General features: G+C 70.2%; 16 protein-coding genes. All 16 read left to right on the top strand.

Translation table 11 applies throughout. The features are described from left to right. Positions 1-86 precede the first annotated feature (86 nt). The 16 genes from WMF39_RS49625 to WMF39_RS49550 all read left to right on the top strand — a co-directional run bounded on the left by WMF39_RS49625 (position 87) and on the right by WMF39_RS49550 (position 15,999). Positions 87-719 (top strand): hypothetical protein, encoded by a 633-nt coding sequence (locus WMF39_RS49625; protein ID WP_437743421.1) that lies wholly within the window; start codon positions 87-89, stop codon positions 717-719. A 626-nt stretch (positions 720-1,345) separates the two neighbouring features. Further along, the gene (locus tag WMF39_RS49620) at positions 1,346-1,729 is read left to right on the top strand and encodes a (2Fe-2S) ferredoxin domain-containing protein (protein WP_012241833.1); all 384 of its coding nucleotides are present in this window, start codon (positions 1,346-1,348) and stop codon (positions 1,727-1,729) included. A gap of 14 nt (positions 1,730-1,743) precedes the next feature. Beyond that, on the top strand, positions 1,744-2,187 hold the full coding sequence (locus tag WMF39_RS49615) for a hypothetical protein (RefSeq protein WP_437714683.1): 444 nt from the start codon (positions 1,744-1,746) through the stop codon (positions 2,185-2,187). Between the two features lie 5 nt (positions 2,188-2,192). After that, the gene (locus tag WMF39_RS49610) at positions 2,193-2,759 is read left to right on the top strand and encodes an isochorismatase family protein (protein ID WP_437743420.1); all 567 of its coding nucleotides are present in this window, start codon (positions 2,193-2,195) and stop codon (positions 2,757-2,759) included. 129 nt (positions 2,760-2,888) lie between these two features. Further along, positions 2,889-4,295 carry a sigma-54-dependent transcriptional regulator gene (locus WMF39_RS49605; RefSeq protein ID WP_437743419.1) on the top strand — a complete coding sequence of 469 codons (1,407 nt, stop codon included), beginning with the start codon at positions 2,889-2,891 and terminating at the stop codon, positions 4,293-4,295. A 205-nt stretch (positions 4,296-4,500) separates the two neighbouring features. Further along, positions 4,501-5,484 (top strand): type II secretion system protein GspC, encoded by a 984-nt coding sequence (gene gspC, locus WMF39_RS49600; protein ID WP_437743418.1) that lies wholly within the window; start codon positions 4,501-4,503, stop codon positions 5,482-5,484. Positions 5,485-5,525: 41 nt separating this feature from the next. Then, positions 5,526-5,879: a hypothetical protein gene (locus tag WMF39_RS49595; RefSeq protein ID WP_437743417.1), complete on the top strand. Its 354-nt coding sequence runs from the start codon at positions 5,526-5,528 to the stop codon at positions 5,877-5,879. 50 nt (positions 5,880-5,929) lie between these two features. Further along, positions 5,930-8,542 carry a type II secretion system secretin GspD gene (gene gspD, locus WMF39_RS49590; protein WP_437743416.1) on the top strand — a complete coding sequence of 871 codons (2,613 nt, stop codon included), beginning with the start codon at positions 5,930-5,932 and terminating at the stop codon, positions 8,540-8,542. After that, positions 8,539-10,317 (top strand): type II secretion system ATPase GspE, encoded by a 1,779-nt coding sequence (gene gspE / locus WMF39_RS49585; protein ID WP_437743415.1) that lies wholly within the window; start codon positions 8,539-8,541, stop codon positions 10,315-10,317. Before gspD ends, gspE begins: the two co-directional genes overlap by 4 nt. Positions 10,318-10,325: 8 nt before the next feature. Further along, a complete protein-coding gene (gspF, locus tag WMF39_RS49580) occupies positions 10,326-11,552 on the top strand; it encodes a type II secretion system inner membrane protein GspF (protein WP_437743414.1) in 1,227 nt (408 codons plus the stop codon). 6 nt (positions 11,553-11,558) lie between these two features. Further along, a complete protein-coding gene (locus tag WMF39_RS49575) occupies positions 11,559-11,972 on the top strand; it encodes a type II secretion system protein GspG (protein ID WP_437326756.1) in 414 nt (137 codons plus the stop codon). Between the two features lie 3 nt (positions 11,973-11,975). Further along, positions 11,976-12,425, top strand: a complete 450-nt coding sequence (locus WMF39_RS49570) for a type II secretion system protein (RefSeq protein ID WP_437743413.1) — start codon at positions 11,976-11,978, stop codon at positions 12,423-12,425. A gap of 24 nt (positions 12,426-12,449) precedes the next feature. Then, on the top strand, positions 12,450-13,148 hold the full coding sequence (locus WMF39_RS49565) for a pilus assembly FimT family protein (RefSeq protein WP_437743412.1): 699 nt from the start codon (positions 12,450-12,452) through the stop codon (positions 13,146-13,148). Continuing rightward, on the top strand, positions 13,148-13,807 hold the full coding sequence (locus WMF39_RS49560) for a type IV pilus modification PilV family protein (RefSeq protein ID WP_437743411.1): 660 nt from the start codon (positions 13,148-13,150) through the stop codon (positions 13,805-13,807). Before WMF39_RS49565 ends, WMF39_RS49560 begins: the two co-directional genes overlap by 1 nt. 2 nt (positions 13,808-13,809) lie before the next feature. Further along, a complete protein-coding gene (locus WMF39_RS49555; RefSeq protein WP_437743410.1) occupies positions 13,810-14,523 on the top strand; it encodes a type II secretion system protein GspJ in 714 nt (237 codons plus the stop codon). Positions 14,524-14,526: 3 nt separating this feature from the next. Then, positions 14,527-15,999, top strand: a complete 1,473-nt coding sequence (locus tag WMF39_RS49550) for a general secretion pathway protein GspK (protein WP_437743409.1) — start codon at positions 14,527-14,529, stop codon at positions 15,997-15,999. Positions 16,000-16,017: the final 18 nt, after the last annotated feature.

Genomic DNA, 16,017 nt, shown 5'->3' with positions numbered 1-16,017 from the left:
CCACGTCAAGCGGAGATCTCCTTGACAGAACGAGCGCGAAGAATGACCATGGTCAGTGACTGAAGTCATCGAACGAGGGTGGTGCCATGGCTCTGGTGCATTACGACGAAGGCCTCACGATGCGGGAGGCGCGGGCGCTCTACTTCGAGGTGAACCGCTTCGGCGCGGACGGCGGGTACGGCGACGCGTGGGTCGATTTCAAGCTCGGTCCGCTCCCCGTCCCGTTCCCGAACACCCGGGCGCGCGTGCGCGCCGTGCGTTACCACGACCTGCACCACGTGCTGACGGGCTACGACACGAACGCGATCGGCGAGTTCGAGATCGCGGCCTGGGAGCTCGGCGCCGGCTGCAAGGGCTTCGTGGCGGCCTGGCAGCTCAACCTGGGCGGCCTCTTCGCGGGGCTGCTCTCGGCCCCGCGCCGGACGATTCGCGCGTTCTTCCGCGGCCGCCGCAGCGAGAGCCTGTATGGCCGGCCGTTCGAGGCGCTGCTCGATCGAGAGGTCGGCGAGCTGCGCAGGGAGATGCGCGTCGATGAGCGCTCTTCGTCCGGTTCCAGCCCGGCGGCGCTCGACGTGCTCTGGCTCGCGCTCGCGAGCCTCGCGGGGATGGTGGTCGGCGTCCTCGGGTTCGCGACCGTGCTCTTCGTGGCGCCGATCGGGATCGTGAACCTCGCGCGGCGCCGGCACCGCGCGCGCACCGCCGCAGAAGCCGGGGCCTGAGGCGAGGAGCCGCCCGGCGTTCACGCCCCGAGCAGGTTACGAGGGTTCAACGAACCCCCAGCACCTTCTCGCATACTCCACGACCACCTTTGCGACACCGTGCTCAATCGATGACACCTCCGCACGAACAAAGTCGCCCTTGAGAGGCCCACCGGAAGCAAGGACAGTATACGGGCCGTTATCGGACGGACCTCTACCACCATCAAGCTTTATGAGGACGATCGCCCCGTCGCTGCGCATGCGCTCCAGGATCGGGAGGACCGCATCGATTCCTCTCCACTGCGCTGAAACTGGGCTCAAACCAAGGTAGCTTGCTACCATTGGAATGAGGCTATAATCACCTGTAGCCATGAAAACCCCTGGGGTGTGACACAGTAGCCTCGTGTCAGAACGCAGTCTCGATAACCTTTACGAATGGGGTTCCGAAGAAGTCTGAACCGCCAAGATCGTCGACAACCTCCGAGTACGGTACGCCACCGGGCCCAAGAATGCCTCGCGCACAGCATCTGTGCGCCCGTCCGGCCGCCGACCCGCCCCCTGGCGAAGCTCGACGCGCGCCCCCGGCGCATCCCGCCCTACCTCTCCCCAGCTTGACCTGGCCCCCGCGACGCACGAGGATCCGCCTCGTGCCCCAGCGAAAGCGCTACCTCTTCGTCTGCGTCAACCGCCGCCCCGACGGCGTTCCCAAGGGCTCCTGCGCTCAGCGCGGCGCCGAGGGCATCCACGTGCAGCTCAAAGCCGCGCTCGCCGAGCGGGGCCTCGCGAAGGTCGAGGCGCGCGCCTGCTCCGCGAGCTGCCTCGACGTCTGCTGGGCGGGCCCCGTCATCGCCGTGGAGCCGGACGGCTACTTCTACGGCCGCGTGACCCCCGCCGACGTCCCGGAGATCGTCGACGCCCTCGCCTCCGGCCGCCGCGTCGAGCGGCTCGTGCTCCCGCCCGAGGACTTCACGGAGGCGACGGCCGCCCCGCCGCTGCCGGCGCCTCCCCGGGGCGCGCCCCCGCAGGCGTGATGGGCGGAGGCGTGATGCGCGGCTTCGAGTTCTGCGAGACCATGGCCGGGAGCTTCCACCTGGTCGACTCGCCCTCCGACGAGCGGCCCATGTCGTTCACGATCCGCGCGCGCTCGCGCGGCCTCCTCGCCTTCCTGCGCAAGCCCGAGGTCGAGATCGAGGGCGAGATCGACGCCGAGGGCTTCGCCGACCACCGCTACCTCTCCGGGCGGCTCGGCCTCGACGTCGCGCGCACCGGCACCCTGCCCTACTCCTTCGAGTTCACCGCCAACGACGGCCGCCGCTGCGCGTTCGCCGGCCGGAAGACCGTGCGCCCCGGCGATCTCATGACGTCGATGACCGTCCTGCCCGGCGTCCTCGTCGGAGACGGCGGCGCCCTGATCGGCGAGGCGCTCCTCCGCTTCGACCTGCGGAGCGACCTGCTCCGGTTCCTGAGGAGCTTCCGGGCCACGAGGTAGCCACCATGCAAAGGATCGAGCCCGCAGACAGCGCGGTCATCGTCATCGACGTCCAGGAGAAGCTCGCCGGCGCGATGCCGGCGCCCCAGATGGACGCGCTGACCCGCGCGGCCACGGTGCTGATCGAGGCGGCGCGGCGGCTCGGCGCGGCGGTCATCGCCACCGAGCAGTACCCCGCAGGCCTCGGCCCGACCGTCGCGCCCATCGCCGAGCGGCTCGCCCAGGCGGGCGCGCCCGTCATCCCCAAGATGGAGTTCTCCGCCTGCGGCTCCCCCGAGTTCGAGCGCGCCTTGCGCACGTCGACCGGGCGCGCGCCCCGCGCCGCCATCGTCGTCGGCGTGGAGGCGCACGTCTGCGTCTTCCAGACCGTGCGCGACCTCGCCGCGCGCGGCGTCCTCGTCCAGGTCCCGCTCGACGGCGTCGCCTCCCGCCGCGACGACCACCGGCTCGCCGGCCTCGATCTCTGCCGCGCCGCAGGCGCCACCATCACCACCGCGGAGACCGTCGTCTTCGACTGGCTCAGGATCGCCGGGACGGACGACTTCAAGCAGCTGTCGAAGCTCATCCGCTGACGGAGCCCGCGATCTTCGCGGGCAGCGCGCGGGACCAGGTCGGCGTGTCAGTTTGTCAGGCGCCGGCTCGGACGTTGTCAGACCCGTGCTCTCCTGGACATGCCGCCGACGCCTGTGACACAGTGGCGCATGGCTGACGATCTGGCACAGGTCCCCCCGAGCGCGCCGCCCGCTGGCCCCGTCGCGCCGCCGCCCGGCGCGCCGACGGTCCTCGTGGTCGATGACGAGCCGTCGAACGTCGCCTCCATCGAGAAGATCTTCCAGCGCGACGGCATGCGCGTCATCACGGCGGACAGCGCGAAGGCGGCGCTGGAGATCGTGCGCAGCCGCCGCGTCGAGGTCGTCCTGACCGACCTGATGATGCCGGGCGTCAGCGGCCTCGAGCTGCTCCGCGCGCTGAAGCAGCTCGCGCCCGACACCGAGGTCGTGATGATGACCGCCTACGGGACCGTCGAGACCGCGGTCCAGGCCATGCGCGAGGGCGCCTACGACTTCGTGGAGAAGCCGCTCAAGCGGATGACGATCATCAAGAGCGTGCGCAAGGCGGCCGAGCGCCAGTCGCTCGTCGCCGAGAACCGCTCGCTCCGGCAGGAGATCAAGCTGCTCACGAAGCGCGAGATCGTCGGATCGAGCCCGACGCTCCGCCGCGTGCTCGACATCGCGACCCAGGCGGCGCCCTCGAGCGCCACGGTGCTCGTGCTCGGCGAGAGCGGCACCGGCAAGGAGCTGCTCGCGCGCTTCATCCACGAGCGCAGCGCGCGATCGCGAGGGCCGTTCGTCGCGGTCAACTGCGCGGCCATCCCGGAGACCATCCTCGAGGCCGAGCTCTTCGGCCACGAGCGCGGCGCGTTCACCGGCGCCCTCGCGAAGCGCGACGGCCGCTTCGCCAAGGCGGCCGGCGGCACGCTGTTCCTCGACGAGATCGGCGAGCTCTCGCCCGCCGTGCAGGTGAAGCTCCTCCGCGTGCTGCAGGAGGGCGAGTACGAGCCCGTCGGCGGCGACACGGTGCGCGCCGACGTACGCGTGGTCGCGGCCACCAACAAGGACCTCCGCGCCGAGGTCGCCGCCGGCCGCTTCCGCGAGGACCTGTTCTACCGGCTCAACGTGATCGCGATCACGGCGCCCCCGCTCCGGACCCGCCGCGAGGACATCCCGCTCCTCGTCGACCACTTCCTCGGCATCTACTGCACGAAGAACAACCGCCCCCGCCTGGAGGCGCCGCGCGACGTGCTCGCGCGCCTGACCGACTACACGTGGCCGGGCAACGTGCGCGAGCTCGAGAACGTGATCGAGCGCGCCGTGGTCCTCTGCCGCGGCGACCAGCTCTCCGTCGACGACCTGCCCGACTTCATCCGCGAGGCCGCCCCCGCCGAGCCGAGCTCGCTCACCTTCTCGGTCGGCACGCCCCTCGACGAGGTCGAGCGCAGGCTCATCCGCGAGACGCTCCGCCACGCCCGCGGGGACAAATCCGTGGCCGCGCAGTTGCTCGGCATCTCCACGCGCACCATCTACCGAAAGCTCGGCGAGCTGGAGTGACGCCGCGCGCGCCGTCTTGCGGACACGGCGCGCACCCGTGCGCCGGCACCCCGCGAAAATCCATTTGTCACTTTGGCAACGAAGGCCGTCCGACGCGGCTGGGGTGCGTCACCTTGGCGGGACAGCTTCCGAATTTCCGAGAAGACGCGGCGAACCACCGGCGATTGACCGCTGGCATGAAACTCGCCTAGAGGAGGATGGGCGCATGGGCATCGACGCGATCCTGAAGCGGTATTTCCCCTGGGTGCTGGGCGCGCTGATCGCGCTCGCCGCCTATTTCCAGGCGTCGGGCATGGGTCAGCTGGTGGTCTCCAGCGTCGCGATCGACGCCCCGCCGGCGCCGCCCAGCCCTCCGACGCGCCCGGCGTCGTTCGGGTCGACCGCGAGCAGCACCGACCACGCGACGAGCGCCGCGGCGATCCTCTCGCGCAACCCGTTCGACTCGGTGACGGGGCCGCTCGACGGCAAGCCGGTCGAGATCCCGAGCGCCCCGCACGAGCTGCCCAACAAGGACCCGTACGCGGACCCCTCCTGCGACGGCGCCCGCGTCCTCCTCATCACGCAGGCCGACGATCCCGCGTGGTCGTTCGCGGCCATGGCCGGCTCGGACGGCAAGGCGATCTTGCGCCGGCAAGGGGATGAGATCAGCGGGCAGACCGTTTACTACGTGGGGTGGGATCGGGTCTGGCTGACGTCCGGCAGCTCGCGGTGCCAGGCCATCGTGGGCAGCAACCACGCCGTCGCCCGCGCCAGCGCGACGCCGTCGCCGGCGCCCGCGACGCCGTCGACGAGCGCGGCGTCGAAGCCCGCCGCCCGCGGCGGCAAGAAGATCCCGCCGGAGCTCGCCGCGAAGATCCAGCGCGTGAGCGAGAACGAGTTCAACGTGGAGCGCAGCGCCGTCGACCACATCCTGGAGAACCAGGGCGAGCTGATGCGCTCCGCGCGTATCGTCCCCGAGAAGGAGGGAGACAAGGTGGTGGGCATCCGTCTCTTCGGGATTCGCCCGGACTCTCTGCTGGGGACGCTCGGGCTGGAGAACGGAGATCGGCTGTCCAGCATCAACGGGTTTGAGATGAGCGATCCGCAGAAGGCCCTCGAGGCCTACGCGCGGCTCCGGACGGCGGACCGGCTCACGGTGAGCATCAACCGCAAGGGCAAGCCGATGAACATCGACTTCAACATCAAGTGAGCGCTCCGGACTGAATCCAGGGACGAAAGCAGGGTAGCGGCATGGCGCGATGGATAGGGACGCTGGACGAGGGGAGCCTGCTCCGGCGGACGCTGATGGTGATCGGCACGTTCGTCCTCGGCTCGCTCACGTTCGTCGGGGTCATGAGCCTCGTCCTCGTGTCGGTCGCCAAGGCCGTCCTGCCGCCCCACGACAAAGAGTCCGCGACGGACGCGACGGAGGAGGCCGACAGCGAGGCCTCCGCCGGCGCGAGCAAGACCGCCCTGGGCAAGACCTCCCGCTCGAAGCGGCCGCGGCCCTCCTCGCCGGCCGCGCGCGAAAGCGCGCCGAACGCGCCGAACGCGCCGAACGCGCCGAACGCGCCGAACGCGCCGAACGCGCCGAACGCCGACTGAGCGGCGCCGCCTCCCCCTACCAACCCACGCAGAGAATATCGAGTCGACTGATGGTGATGACGACCCTCGAGCGATCCTGCTGCCTCCGGAGGAGGCTCCTCGCCGCGCCGGTGGCGGCGCTCGTGCTCGCCGCCGCGGCGCCGCCCGCCGCAGCGCAGCCCGCGAACCGCGGCGTCCCCGTGCTGCGGACCCCCGGCCAGGTCCCGCCGCCGCCCGCCCGCCCCGCGCCGGGCGCGCCGGGCGCCCCGGCCGCAGGCGCTCCGCCTGCTGGCGCGCCGGGCGCAGCCGCGCCCGCGCCAGGCGCGCCTGGCGCCCCGGCCGACGCCGGGGACGACCCGCTCGCCGCGGTCAAGCAGGGGGTCCAGGAGATCGAGTTCAAGCCGAAGCCCGGCGGCTACAAGGTCAGCTTCAACCTCGACGAGGCCGACCTCCCCGAGCTCGTGAAGGCCATCAGCAACATCACCGGGCGCCGCTTCATCTACGGTGGCAAGCTCCGGCAGATCAAGGCCACGGTGTACGCGCCGGAGAAGGTGACCGTCGCCGAGGCGTACAGCGCGTTCCTCTCGATCCTCGCCTCGAACGATCTCACCGTCATCCCCCACGGCCGCTTCCTCAAGATCGTGGAGACGCCGGGCGCGGTGTCCGAGACGACCCCCGTGTTCGGGGCCGCCGCGCCCGTGCCCGCGGAGGACCGGTTCGTCACCCGCATGTACCGGCTGTCCCATATCGACGCCAACGACGCGGGCGGCGTCCTGAGCAAGTTCAAATCGAAGGACGGCGACGTCACCGTCTACCCGCCCGGCAACCTGCTCATCATCACGGACACCGGGTCCAACATCCAGCGCATGCTCCGGATCGTCGAGGAGATCGACGTCGGCGGCGCCGGCGATCAGCTCTGGGTGCAGCCCGTTCATTACGGCTCCGCGGCGGAGGTCGCGACCAAGCTGAACGAGATCGTCGACCCGAGCAGGGGCGCGGCGGGCGGCGGCAGGCCCGGCAGGGGCGGCGCCGGCGGCACCGGCGCCCGCATCATCGCGGACGACAGGACCAACTCCCTCATCATCACCGCCACCGAGCCGGACTACCTGCGCGTCCTCGGCATCCTGAAGCGCCTCGACGTGGCGCAGACGGGCGAGGGGCAGGTCCACGTGCTCTCGCTCCAGCACGCCGGCTGCAAGGAGCTGTCGGCGACGCTGAACCAGGTCCTCGGCGGCGGGAGCGGCGGCGGCGCGCCCGTGGGCGGCAGGCCGGGCGCGCGCGCCGCCCCCGCGGTGCCGGGCTCGACCGACGACATCTTCGAGGGGCAGGTCAAGGTCACCTGCGACGAGGCGAGCAACAAGCTCCTCATCACGTCGTCACCCCACGATTACGCCCAGCTGCGCACCGTGATCGACCAGCTCGACGAGCCCCGGCGGCAGGTGTTCATCGAGGCCGTGATCATGGACGTGAACGTCAGCCGCTCGCTCGATTTCGGCATCGGCTACCACGCCGGCGCGCCGTTCGACGGCCTCGACCCGAACGACAGCGTCGTCTACGGCGGCAACAACATCCGCCAGTCCGTCATCGGCCTGCCGGCGCAGCTCGGCGCGCTCGCGCTGGGCATCAAGGGCCCCGCGATCACGGGCTCGAACAACATCCTCGGGACGGGCATCTCGATCCCCGCGTTCGGCGTCGTCCTCCACGCGCTGGCCCAGGACGGCGACTCCAACGTCCTCGCCACGCCGCACATCCTCGCGACCGACAACGTGGCGGCCGAGATCTCGATCGGCCAGAACATCCCGCTCCAGACCAACGTGGGCGGCGGCGGGCTCAACCAGCTCGCGAGCCTGGCGGGCGGCGCAGGCGCCGCGGCGGGCGGGCTCGGCGGGCTCGCCGGCCTGCTCGGCGGCCTCGGCGGCGCCGGCGGCACCGCCGCGCGCCAGGACGTCGGCACGAAGATCAAGGTCGTCCCCCACGTCAACGACTCGGATCAGGTTCGGCTGGAGCTCTCCGAGGAGATCTCCGACGCCGGCGCCCCCCTCGAGGGCGCGCTCGGCGCGATCCCCATCAACAAGCGCACCGCGAGCACCACGCTCGTCGTCCGGGACCAGCAGACGGTCGTGATCGGCGGCCTCATGCGCGACGGCATGACCACCTCGGAGACGAAGATCCCCGTGCTGGGCGACATCCCGGTGCTCGGGTTCCTCTTCCGGCAGCGGGTCAAGACCAAGACGAAGACGAACCTCCTCCTCGTGCTGACGCCCTACGTGATCCGCGACCAGGACGATCTCCGGACCATCTTCGAGCGCAAGATGCAGGAGCGGCAGGAGTTCATCGACCGTTACTTCGTCTTCAGCGAGAGCGCCGCGTGGGAGCCGCCGCGCGACTTCGGCCGCGCGAACGGGCTCCTCGAGGACATCCGCCAGTCGATGCTGGCCGAGGAGGAGCGGGCGCGCCTCGAGGAGGAGGCGCGCCCGAAGGGGCCGCGCGAGCACGTGCCGGTGGATCCGGTCGGCCTGCCGACGTTCGGCGGCAAGGCCACCGGCGCCGCGCATATGCAGCCCGGCGCGGTCGACATGGAGGGCGAGCCGGCCCAGCTGCCGCCGCCCCCGAACGGCGCCCCGCCGCCGCGGCCCACGCGGCGGCCGCCGGGCGGCGGACGGCAGATGGAGCGCGTGGAATGAGCCTGCAGCAGCAGCAGTACCTCGGCGAGATCCTGGTCCGGCGGGGCGTCGTCCCCGCGGAGCGGCTCGTGCCGCTCTACGACACCGTCCGCGAGCGCGGTCAGCAGCTCGCGGAGCTCATCGTCTCGTCCAACATCGCCGACGAGGCGAGCATCGCCAAGGCGCTCGCGGAGGAGTGCGAGGTCGGCCTCCTCCCGCGCATCGACATCGACGCGGTGCCGCTCGAGCTCGCGAGCCGGGTGCCGATCACCTACGCCAAGCAGCACAAGATCCTGCCGCTCGCCGAGCACGACGGGGTCGTCTACTGCGCCGTCGCCGACCCCCTCGACACGACGGCGATCGACGACGTGCGGGCGCTGTTCGGCAAGCCGGTCGAGATCGCGGTCGCCACGAGCGACGCGGTGCTGAACGCGATCAACCGCATCTGGGAGCGCAAGGAGGACGGCGGCGCGAAGCTCGAGGGCGACACGGCGCTCGAGGAGGACAACCTCGTCGACATCATCGACTCGGACGACGACGCCCCGATCATCGCCTGGGTCAACGGCCTCTTCGCGCAGGCGGTCCGCGAGCGGGCGAGCGACATCCACATCGAGCCCGAGGAGCGCGACGTCGTCGTCCGCTACCGGATCGACGGCGAGCTCTACGTCGCGAAGCGCGCCTCGAAGCAGTTCATGGCGCCGATCATCGCCCGCGTGAAGATCATGGCGGCGCTCAACATCGCCGAGAAGCGGCTCCCGCAGGACGGCCGCATCACGCTGAAGATCGCGGGCAAGAGCGTCGACATCCGCGTCTCGACCGTGCCGACGAGCCGCGGCTTCGAGCGGATCGTGATGCGCATCCTGCACAAGGCGTCGGTCCTGCTCGGGCTCGACGACCTCGGCTTCGCGCCGCGCGAGTACGCCGTCATGGACGCGCTCATCCAGCGGCCGGACGGCATCATCCTCGTCACCGGCCCGACCGGCAGCGGCAAGACGACCACGCTCTACGCCTGCCTCAACCGGATCAACGAGCCCAGCCGGAACATCCTCACGGCCGAGGACCCGGTCGAGTACGAGATCGGCGGCATCCACCAGATCCACGTCCACCCCGGGATCGGGCTCACCTTCGCCTCGGCGCTCCGCGCGTTCCTCCGCCAGGATCCGGACGTCATCATGGTCGGCGAGATCCGCGACAAGGAGACCGCCGAGATCGCCATCCACGCGTCGCTGACCGGCCACCTGGTGCTCTCGACCCTCCACACGAACGACGCGGCCGCCGCCGTGACCCGCCTCGTCGAGATGGAGATCGAGCCGTTCCTCGTGCGGAGCAGCGTGATCGGCATCCTCGCCCAGCGCCTCGTGCGCCTGCTCTGCCCGGCGTGCAAGGTCGCCTACCGCCCCTCCGATTACGAGCTGCAGCAGCTCGGCCTCGACGAGGACCGGCTCGCCTGGAAGGCGCGGCGGAAGCTCTCGAACCGCTACAGCGTGCACGGACAGAAATACGATTACATCGGTCAGGACATCGACCGGGCCGTGTTCTACAAGCCCGGGGGCTGCGACGCCTGCAACCAGAAGGGCTTCATCGGCCGGCGGGGCATCTATGAGCTGATGGTCGTCGATGACGCCGTGGGTCCGCACATCCTGAAGAGCGCGGACGCGCAGACCATCAAGCGGGTCGCCATCTCCCAGGGGATGGATACGCTCCGGGATGACGGGGCGCGCAAGGTGCTCAAGGGCATCACCACCGTCGAGGAGGTGCTCGCGGCGACGCAGGAAGACGTCATCGTCGACGAGTAGGGAAGGCCGTGGCGGTATTCGAATACAAAGGCATCCTCGTCGGCACCGGCAAGCCGGTCAAAGGGGTCCGCGACGCGGAGAACGCGAAGGCCCTCCGTGCCGCCCTGCGCAAGGACGGCATCATGCTCACCGGCGCGACCGAGGAGCAGGCCGCGAAGGCGAAGGCGAAGCGCGATCTCAAGATCTTCGCCTTCGCGGGCCGCCCCTCGACGTCGGACGTCGCCGTGATGACCCGCCAGCTCGCGACGCTCATCGGCGCCGGCATACCGCTCTTCGAGTCGCTCAACGCGCTCATCGAGCAGGTCGAGAAGGAGTCGCTGAAGCGGGTGCTCACGCAGGTGCGCGAGCAGGTGCGCGAAGGCACGAGCTTCGCCAAGGCCCTCGAGGCGCACCCCTCGGTCTTCCCGCCGCTCTACGTGAGCATGGTGCGCGCCGGCGAGGCGTCCGGCACGCTCGAGGGCGTGCTGACCCGCCTGACCCTGTTCATGGAGAACCAGGCGAAGCTCGTGGGCAAGGTGACCGCCGCCCTCGCCTACCCCGCGCTGATGGCGCTCATCGGCATCGGGCTCATCTCGGTCCTCATGGTCGCGGTCGTGCCGAACGTGACCGGCATCTTCGCCTCCATGGACCAGGCGCTGCCCTGGTACACGGCGGCGCTCATCGGCACGTCGGCGTTCGCCTCGAGCTACTGGTGGCTCGTCCTTCTCGCGCTCGTGGGCGCGGTGTACGGGTTCCGCCGCTGGGTGCGGACGCCGAAGGGCCGCCTCGCGTGGGACACGTTCGTGCTGCAGGCGCCCATCTTCGGCAAGCTCATCCAGATGCTGTCCATCGCGCGCTTCGCGCGGACCCTCGCGACCCTGCTGTCGTCGGGCGTCGCGCTCCTCAGCGCGATGGATATCGTGCGGAGCGTGCTGGGCAACGCGGCCCTGGAGAAGGTCATCGTCGACGCCATCGCGTCGATCCGCGAGGGCCAGAGCATCGCCGATCCGCTGAAGCGGAGCGGCCGGTTCCCGCCGATCGTCACCCACATGATCGCCATCGGCGAGAGGAGCGGGCAGCTGGAGGCGATGCTGGAGAACGTCGCCAATGCCTACGACTCCGCCGTGGAGACCCGCGTCCAGGTGCTCACGAGCCTGCTCGAGCCGCTCATGATCGTCATCATGGGCGGCGCGGTCGCGTTCATCGCGATATCCATCCTCATGCCGCTCATCCAGATGTCGAGCTTCGTCGGGTAGGTGGCTATGGGGCGGCGCAGGCAGCGAGAGAGCACGATCTTCTTCCCCTGGGAGCGCGGCGGCGGGCTCTTCCGGCGGACCGGCATGGCGCGGGCGAGGCCCTTCGCCGCGGGCCTCGCGATGGTGGTCCTCCTGCTGCTCCTCGGCGCGCGCGAGCGGCGGCTCGTGGGAATTCGATCGACCCGCGCCACGTTGTCCGTCGTCCACGGGGCGATCACCCTGTACCGCGCGGATCACGAGCGGCGGTGCCCGGGTTCCCTGGAAGAGCTGAAGCGCGAGGGATACCTCGCGATCGACCCGGTCGACGCGTGGGGCAGGCCGCTCCGGCTCACCTGTCCCGGAAGGAAGGATCCGGACGGATACGATCTCATGAGCGACGGACCGGACGGCGAAATAGGCGGCCTTGACAGGGTGGAGTGAGAGATGGAGACGAACAGAGCAAGCAGCGCAAGAAGGATTCGACGGCTGAGCCGGAAGCTATCGCGGGGCGTGACCCTCGTCGAGGTGCTCATCGTCGTGACGATCATGGCGATCATCGCCGGCGGCGCCACGCTCGTGGTGTGGCCGAAGCTCAAGCAGTCGCGCGTCAAGAGCGCCTATACCGGGGCGACGATCATCAAGAGCGCCGCCGAGCAGTACCAGCAGCTCGGGGCGGGCAGCGAGGGGTGCCCGACGATCCAGGCGCTGGTCAGCGCGAAGCAGATCGACGGCAACAAGACGGACGATCCCTGGGGCCAGCCCTACAAGATCAAGTGTGACGAGAACAACGACGTCCATGTCGTCTCGTCCGGCGACGACAGGAAAGAGAACACGCCGGACGACATCCGGGACGACATGAAGCAATCGGATCTCAACAAGATCGCGGAGATGTAGCGCCGCGCGGGAGCAGGAGCGCCCATGACACGCCGTCGCACGAGGGGACTCACGCTGGTCGAGGTGCTGATCACCGTCACGGTGATCGCGCTCATCAGCGGCTCGGTCATGCTCGGCATGGGCGCTGTCACGAGCGCGCGGCTGAAGCGCAGCGCGGCGCTGCTCGCGGGCGCCGTCCGGGTCGCGTACGCCCACGCGAACGCGAAGTCGAAGCCGGTGCGGCTGGTGTTCGATTTCGAGGAGCGGATGATCGTGCTCGAGGAGTCCGCGGGGGATCTGCTCGTCGAGCGGAACGACCGGGCCGGCGGCGCCGCCGCGGCGACGGAGGCCGAGAAGGCGGCCACGGCGGAGGCCGAGGCGATCCTGAAGGGGCCGCGCGCGCCGCGGCCCTCGTTCGAGCCGGCGAAGGCGTACGGCTTCAACCCCGAGAAGGACAGGCCCGGCAAGGAGCTGTCGAGCGGCGTGCGCTTCCTCCAGGTGGAGACCGGACACCAGGACGAGCCCGTGACAGAGGGGCGGGCGTATCTCTACTTCTGGCCCGGAGGCCAGACCGAGCACGCCGCGATCCAGCTCAGCCTGGGCGGCGGAGAGACCGAGGACGCGGTGATGACGGTGCTCGTCTCGCCGCTGACCGGCAAGACGGACATCCGGAAGGGCAAGGCGAGCATGCCCAGGCCGCGCGACGACGCCGAGGCGTCGGAGCGCGAGGACACGGGGCTCTGATGCGCGCCCGCGGCTTCACCCTGCTCGAGGTGATGGTGGCGGTCGCCATCCTCGGCCTCGGGCTGACGGCGATCCTCTCCGCGCAGGCCGGCGCCTTCTCGGCCGCGGCGCACGCGAGGAACCTCAGCCTCGCGAACGGGCTCGCGCGCTGCAAGATGACCGAGCTCGAGGAGCGGCTCGCCAAGGACGGCCTGCCGGCGCTCGACGAGGCCGACAGCGGGCCATGCTGCGAGGGCGACGAGTCGCCGAACATCAAGTGCAGCTGGCGCATCGAGAAGCCCGAGATGCCCGAGCCCAAGTACGGCGATCTGGACCTCGACACCAACCTCGAGGGGCTCGGGGCGCTCGGCAAGCCGGGCGAGTCGAGCGGCACCGCGGCCCCGAGCGGCGACATCAACGATCTCGCGCAATCGCTGGTCGGCGGCGGCGCGGGGGGCGGCGAGTCGGGCGGCGGGATCTCGGGGCTCCTGCAGCCGTTCGTCGACATGCTCGCGCCGACGCTCCAGCCCATCTTCGAGGCGAGCGCGCGGCGGGTGACGGTCAAGCTGACCTGGAAGCAAGGGTCTCGGGAGCACGCGTTCGAGCTCGTGCAGTGGGTCACGATCCCCCAGATGGGCCAGCCCGACGAGGGCGCGGGCGGTCAGGGAGGAGGGAGTTGACCGTGGCGACGCGAAGGCCAAGCTCTCCTCGCAGGCGCCGCGGCCGCTCGCGCGCGGTGACCCTCCTCGAGGTCCTCGTCTCGGTCGGCATCCTGGCGCTCATCGGGACGCTCATCTACGGCGCGTTCGACGGCATGAGCCGCGCGCGCTCGGGCATCGCGCGGATGGGCGACCGCTACCACCAGGGCCGCGCGGCGATCGCCCGCATCTCGCGCGAGCTCCAGACGGCCTTCCTGTCCAGGCACCAGCCGGCCGACAAGAACATCGTCGTGCGGCTCACCGCCTTCGCGGGGGACGACTCGTCGCCCGCGGACCGCGTCGATTTCACCGCGTTCGCGCACCGGAGGCTCCTCCGGAACGCGCACGAGTCCGATCAGTGCGAGATCGGCTATTTCGGCGCGCGCGACCCGGAGCGCGACAGGCTCGATCTCGTGCGGCGAGAGGCGAGGACCATCGATACCGAGCCGACGAGGGGCGGAGTCGTCAACGTGCTCGCCGAGGACATCGAGAGCTTCAATCTGCAGTACCTCGACCCGATCACCGGGGAGTGGGTCGACTCGTGGGACTCGACGCAGCCGGCGGCGCAGCTCGACCGGCTCCCCTCGCAGGTGTGGGTGACGCTGGTCCTGAACGGCGGGCCTGGCGGGGAGCCGATCAAGTTCGAGTCGAAGGTGCCACTCCCGATGCAGGTCCCCATCGCCTTCGGGGCCAACTGAGCCATGAGCCGCCCGAGGAGCCCCCACGCCGAGGACCGCGCCGCAGAGAGGCCAGCTTCCGGGCGCGCGCGCCGCCGCCTCCGGAGGCGGCGCGACCGGCGCGGCGTGGCGCTGGTCATGGTGCTCGGCGCGATCACGGTGCTCACCGTGTTCCTGACCGAGCTCCAGGAGGAGACATCGACCGAGCTCTCCGCGGCGCTCGCCGATCGCGACGCGCTGCGGGCCGAGTACTACGCGAAGAGCGCCGTGAACCTGTCGCGGATGCTCATCGCCTCCGAGCCGAGCGTCAGCACGGCGATCGGGCCGATGCTCGCGATCGTCGGGATCAGGGGGAAGTTCCAGGTGCCGGTCTGGAAATTCACCGACATGTTCCTCGGCCCCTTCAACGCGCAGCTCGCCGAGGCCGAGGGCAGCGCGGCGCCGCCCCCCGAGGCGGCGGGCGAGGGCAGCGCGACGGGCAAGAACCTGGGGCTCACCGGCGGCGGCCGCTTCGAGCTCAAGATCGTCGACGAGGACTCGAAGATCAACGTCAACCGCGCCGCCGACGACGTGGGCGGCATCTCCGATCAGATCGCGGTCGGGAACCAGCTGCTCAGCCTGATGAGCGACGCGCAGTACAACACGCTCTTCGAGGAGCGCGACGGCGACGGCCAGTTCTCGGACCGCGCGACCATCTGCAGCGCGCTCATCGACTGGGCCGACCCCGGCGACCAGACGTTCGCCTGCGACGCGACGCCGAACGCCCCGAGCTCCACCGGCGCCGAGGACAGCTTCTACCAGACGGTCGGCCTCTCCTATCAGCGCAAGAACGCCCCGTTCGATTCGGTCGACGAGCTGCGGCTGATCCGGGGCATGAACGACGACTTCTGGGCGACGTTCGTCGACCCGGATCCGAGCAACCCGGACAAGCGGGTCCTGACCGTCTGGGGCAGCCGGAAGCAGAAGGTGAACGTCTCGTCGGCGAACGCGCTGACCCTGCTCAGGCTCACGTGCACCGCCGATTTCGTGGATATCGCGACGACGACGCTCTGCACCGACGTGAACCAGCAGACGGCGTTCCTCACCGTGGCGTCGCTCGTGCAGAGCATGACCGGGGGGCTGCTCTTCCCCACCCCGAAAGATTATGTCGATGCGATGACCCAGAAGGCGGGCAGCTCGCTCGGGGGGATGCTCGGGCAGCAGTTCAAGGCGATGGGCGTGGAAGCGGTGAAGTTCAAGCCGAACGTCACGAAGTCCCTCGGCAACAGGACCAACTTCCTGAGCATCTACGCCGATGGCATCGTCCCGGGGAACAAGCGTGAGACGCGCGTACGCGTCCATGCGGTGGTCGATCTCACGGGGGCGACGAAGCTCGACGATCCGGTCAAGGATACCAAGGACCCCGCTCAGCCCAGCACCCCTCCGACGCCGGAAACGTACGAACAGCAGGTACGATCGAACCCTGCCGGGACGATCATCTACTATCGCATCGACTAGGACACCCCTCCGGGAAGA

This window comes from Sorangium sp. So ce1504, assembly GCF_051521635.1.
Classification (GTDB): Bacteria; Myxococcota_A; Polyangia; order Polyangiales; family Polyangiaceae; genus Sorangium; species Sorangium cellulosum_B.
This window is presented reverse-complemented; position numbering and strand designations above follow the sequence as displayed.

Bases quoted from the DNA above. Each gene is read 5' to 3' on its own strand.
- WMF39_RS49625 (WP_437743421.1), top strand. From the start codon at position 87: ATGGCTCTGGTGCATTACGACGAAGGCCTCACGATGCGGGAGGCGCGG.
- WMF39_RS49615 (WP_437714683.1), top strand. From the start codon at position 1,744: ATGCGCGGCTTCGAGTTCTGCGAGACCATGGCCGGGAGCTTCCACCTG.
- WMF39_RS49610 (WP_437743420.1), top strand. From the start codon at position 2,193: ATGCAAAGGATCGAGCCCGCAGACAGCGCGGTCATCGTCATCGACGTC.
- WMF39_RS49605 (WP_437743419.1), top strand. From the start codon at position 2,889: ATGGCTGACGATCTGGCACAGGTCCCCCCGAGCGCGCCGCCCGCTGGC.
- gspC (WP_437743418.1), top strand. From the start codon at position 4,501: ATGGGCATCGACGCGATCCTGAAGCGGTATTTCCCCTGGGTGCTGGGC.
- WMF39_RS49595 (WP_437743417.1), top strand. From the start codon at position 5,526: ATGGCGCGATGGATAGGGACGCTGGACGAGGGGAGCCTGCTCCGGCGG.
- gspD (WP_437743416.1), top strand. From the start codon at position 5,930: ATGGTGATGACGACCCTCGAGCGATCCTGCTGCCTCCGGAGGAGGCTC.
- gspE (WP_437743415.1), top strand. From the start codon at position 8,539: ATGAGCCTGCAGCAGCAGCAGTACCTCGGCGAGATCCTGGTCCGGCGG.
- WMF39_RS49575 (WP_437326756.1), top strand. From the start codon at position 11,559: ATGGGGCGGCGCAGGCAGCGAGAGAGCACGATCTTCTTCCCCTGGGAG.
- WMF39_RS49570 (WP_437743413.1), top strand. From the start codon at position 11,976: ATGGAGACGAACAGAGCAAGCAGCGCAAGAAGGATTCGACGGCTGAGC.
- WMF39_RS49565 (WP_437743412.1), top strand. From the start codon at position 12,450: ATGACACGCCGTCGCACGAGGGGACTCACGCTGGTCGAGGTGCTGATC.
- WMF39_RS49560 (WP_437743411.1), top strand. From the start codon at position 13,148: ATGCGCGCCCGCGGCTTCACCCTGCTCGAGGTGATGGTGGCGGTCGCC.
- WMF39_RS49550 (WP_437743409.1), top strand. From the start codon at position 14,527: ATGAGCCGCCCGAGGAGCCCCCACGCCGAGGACCGCGCCGCAGAGAGG.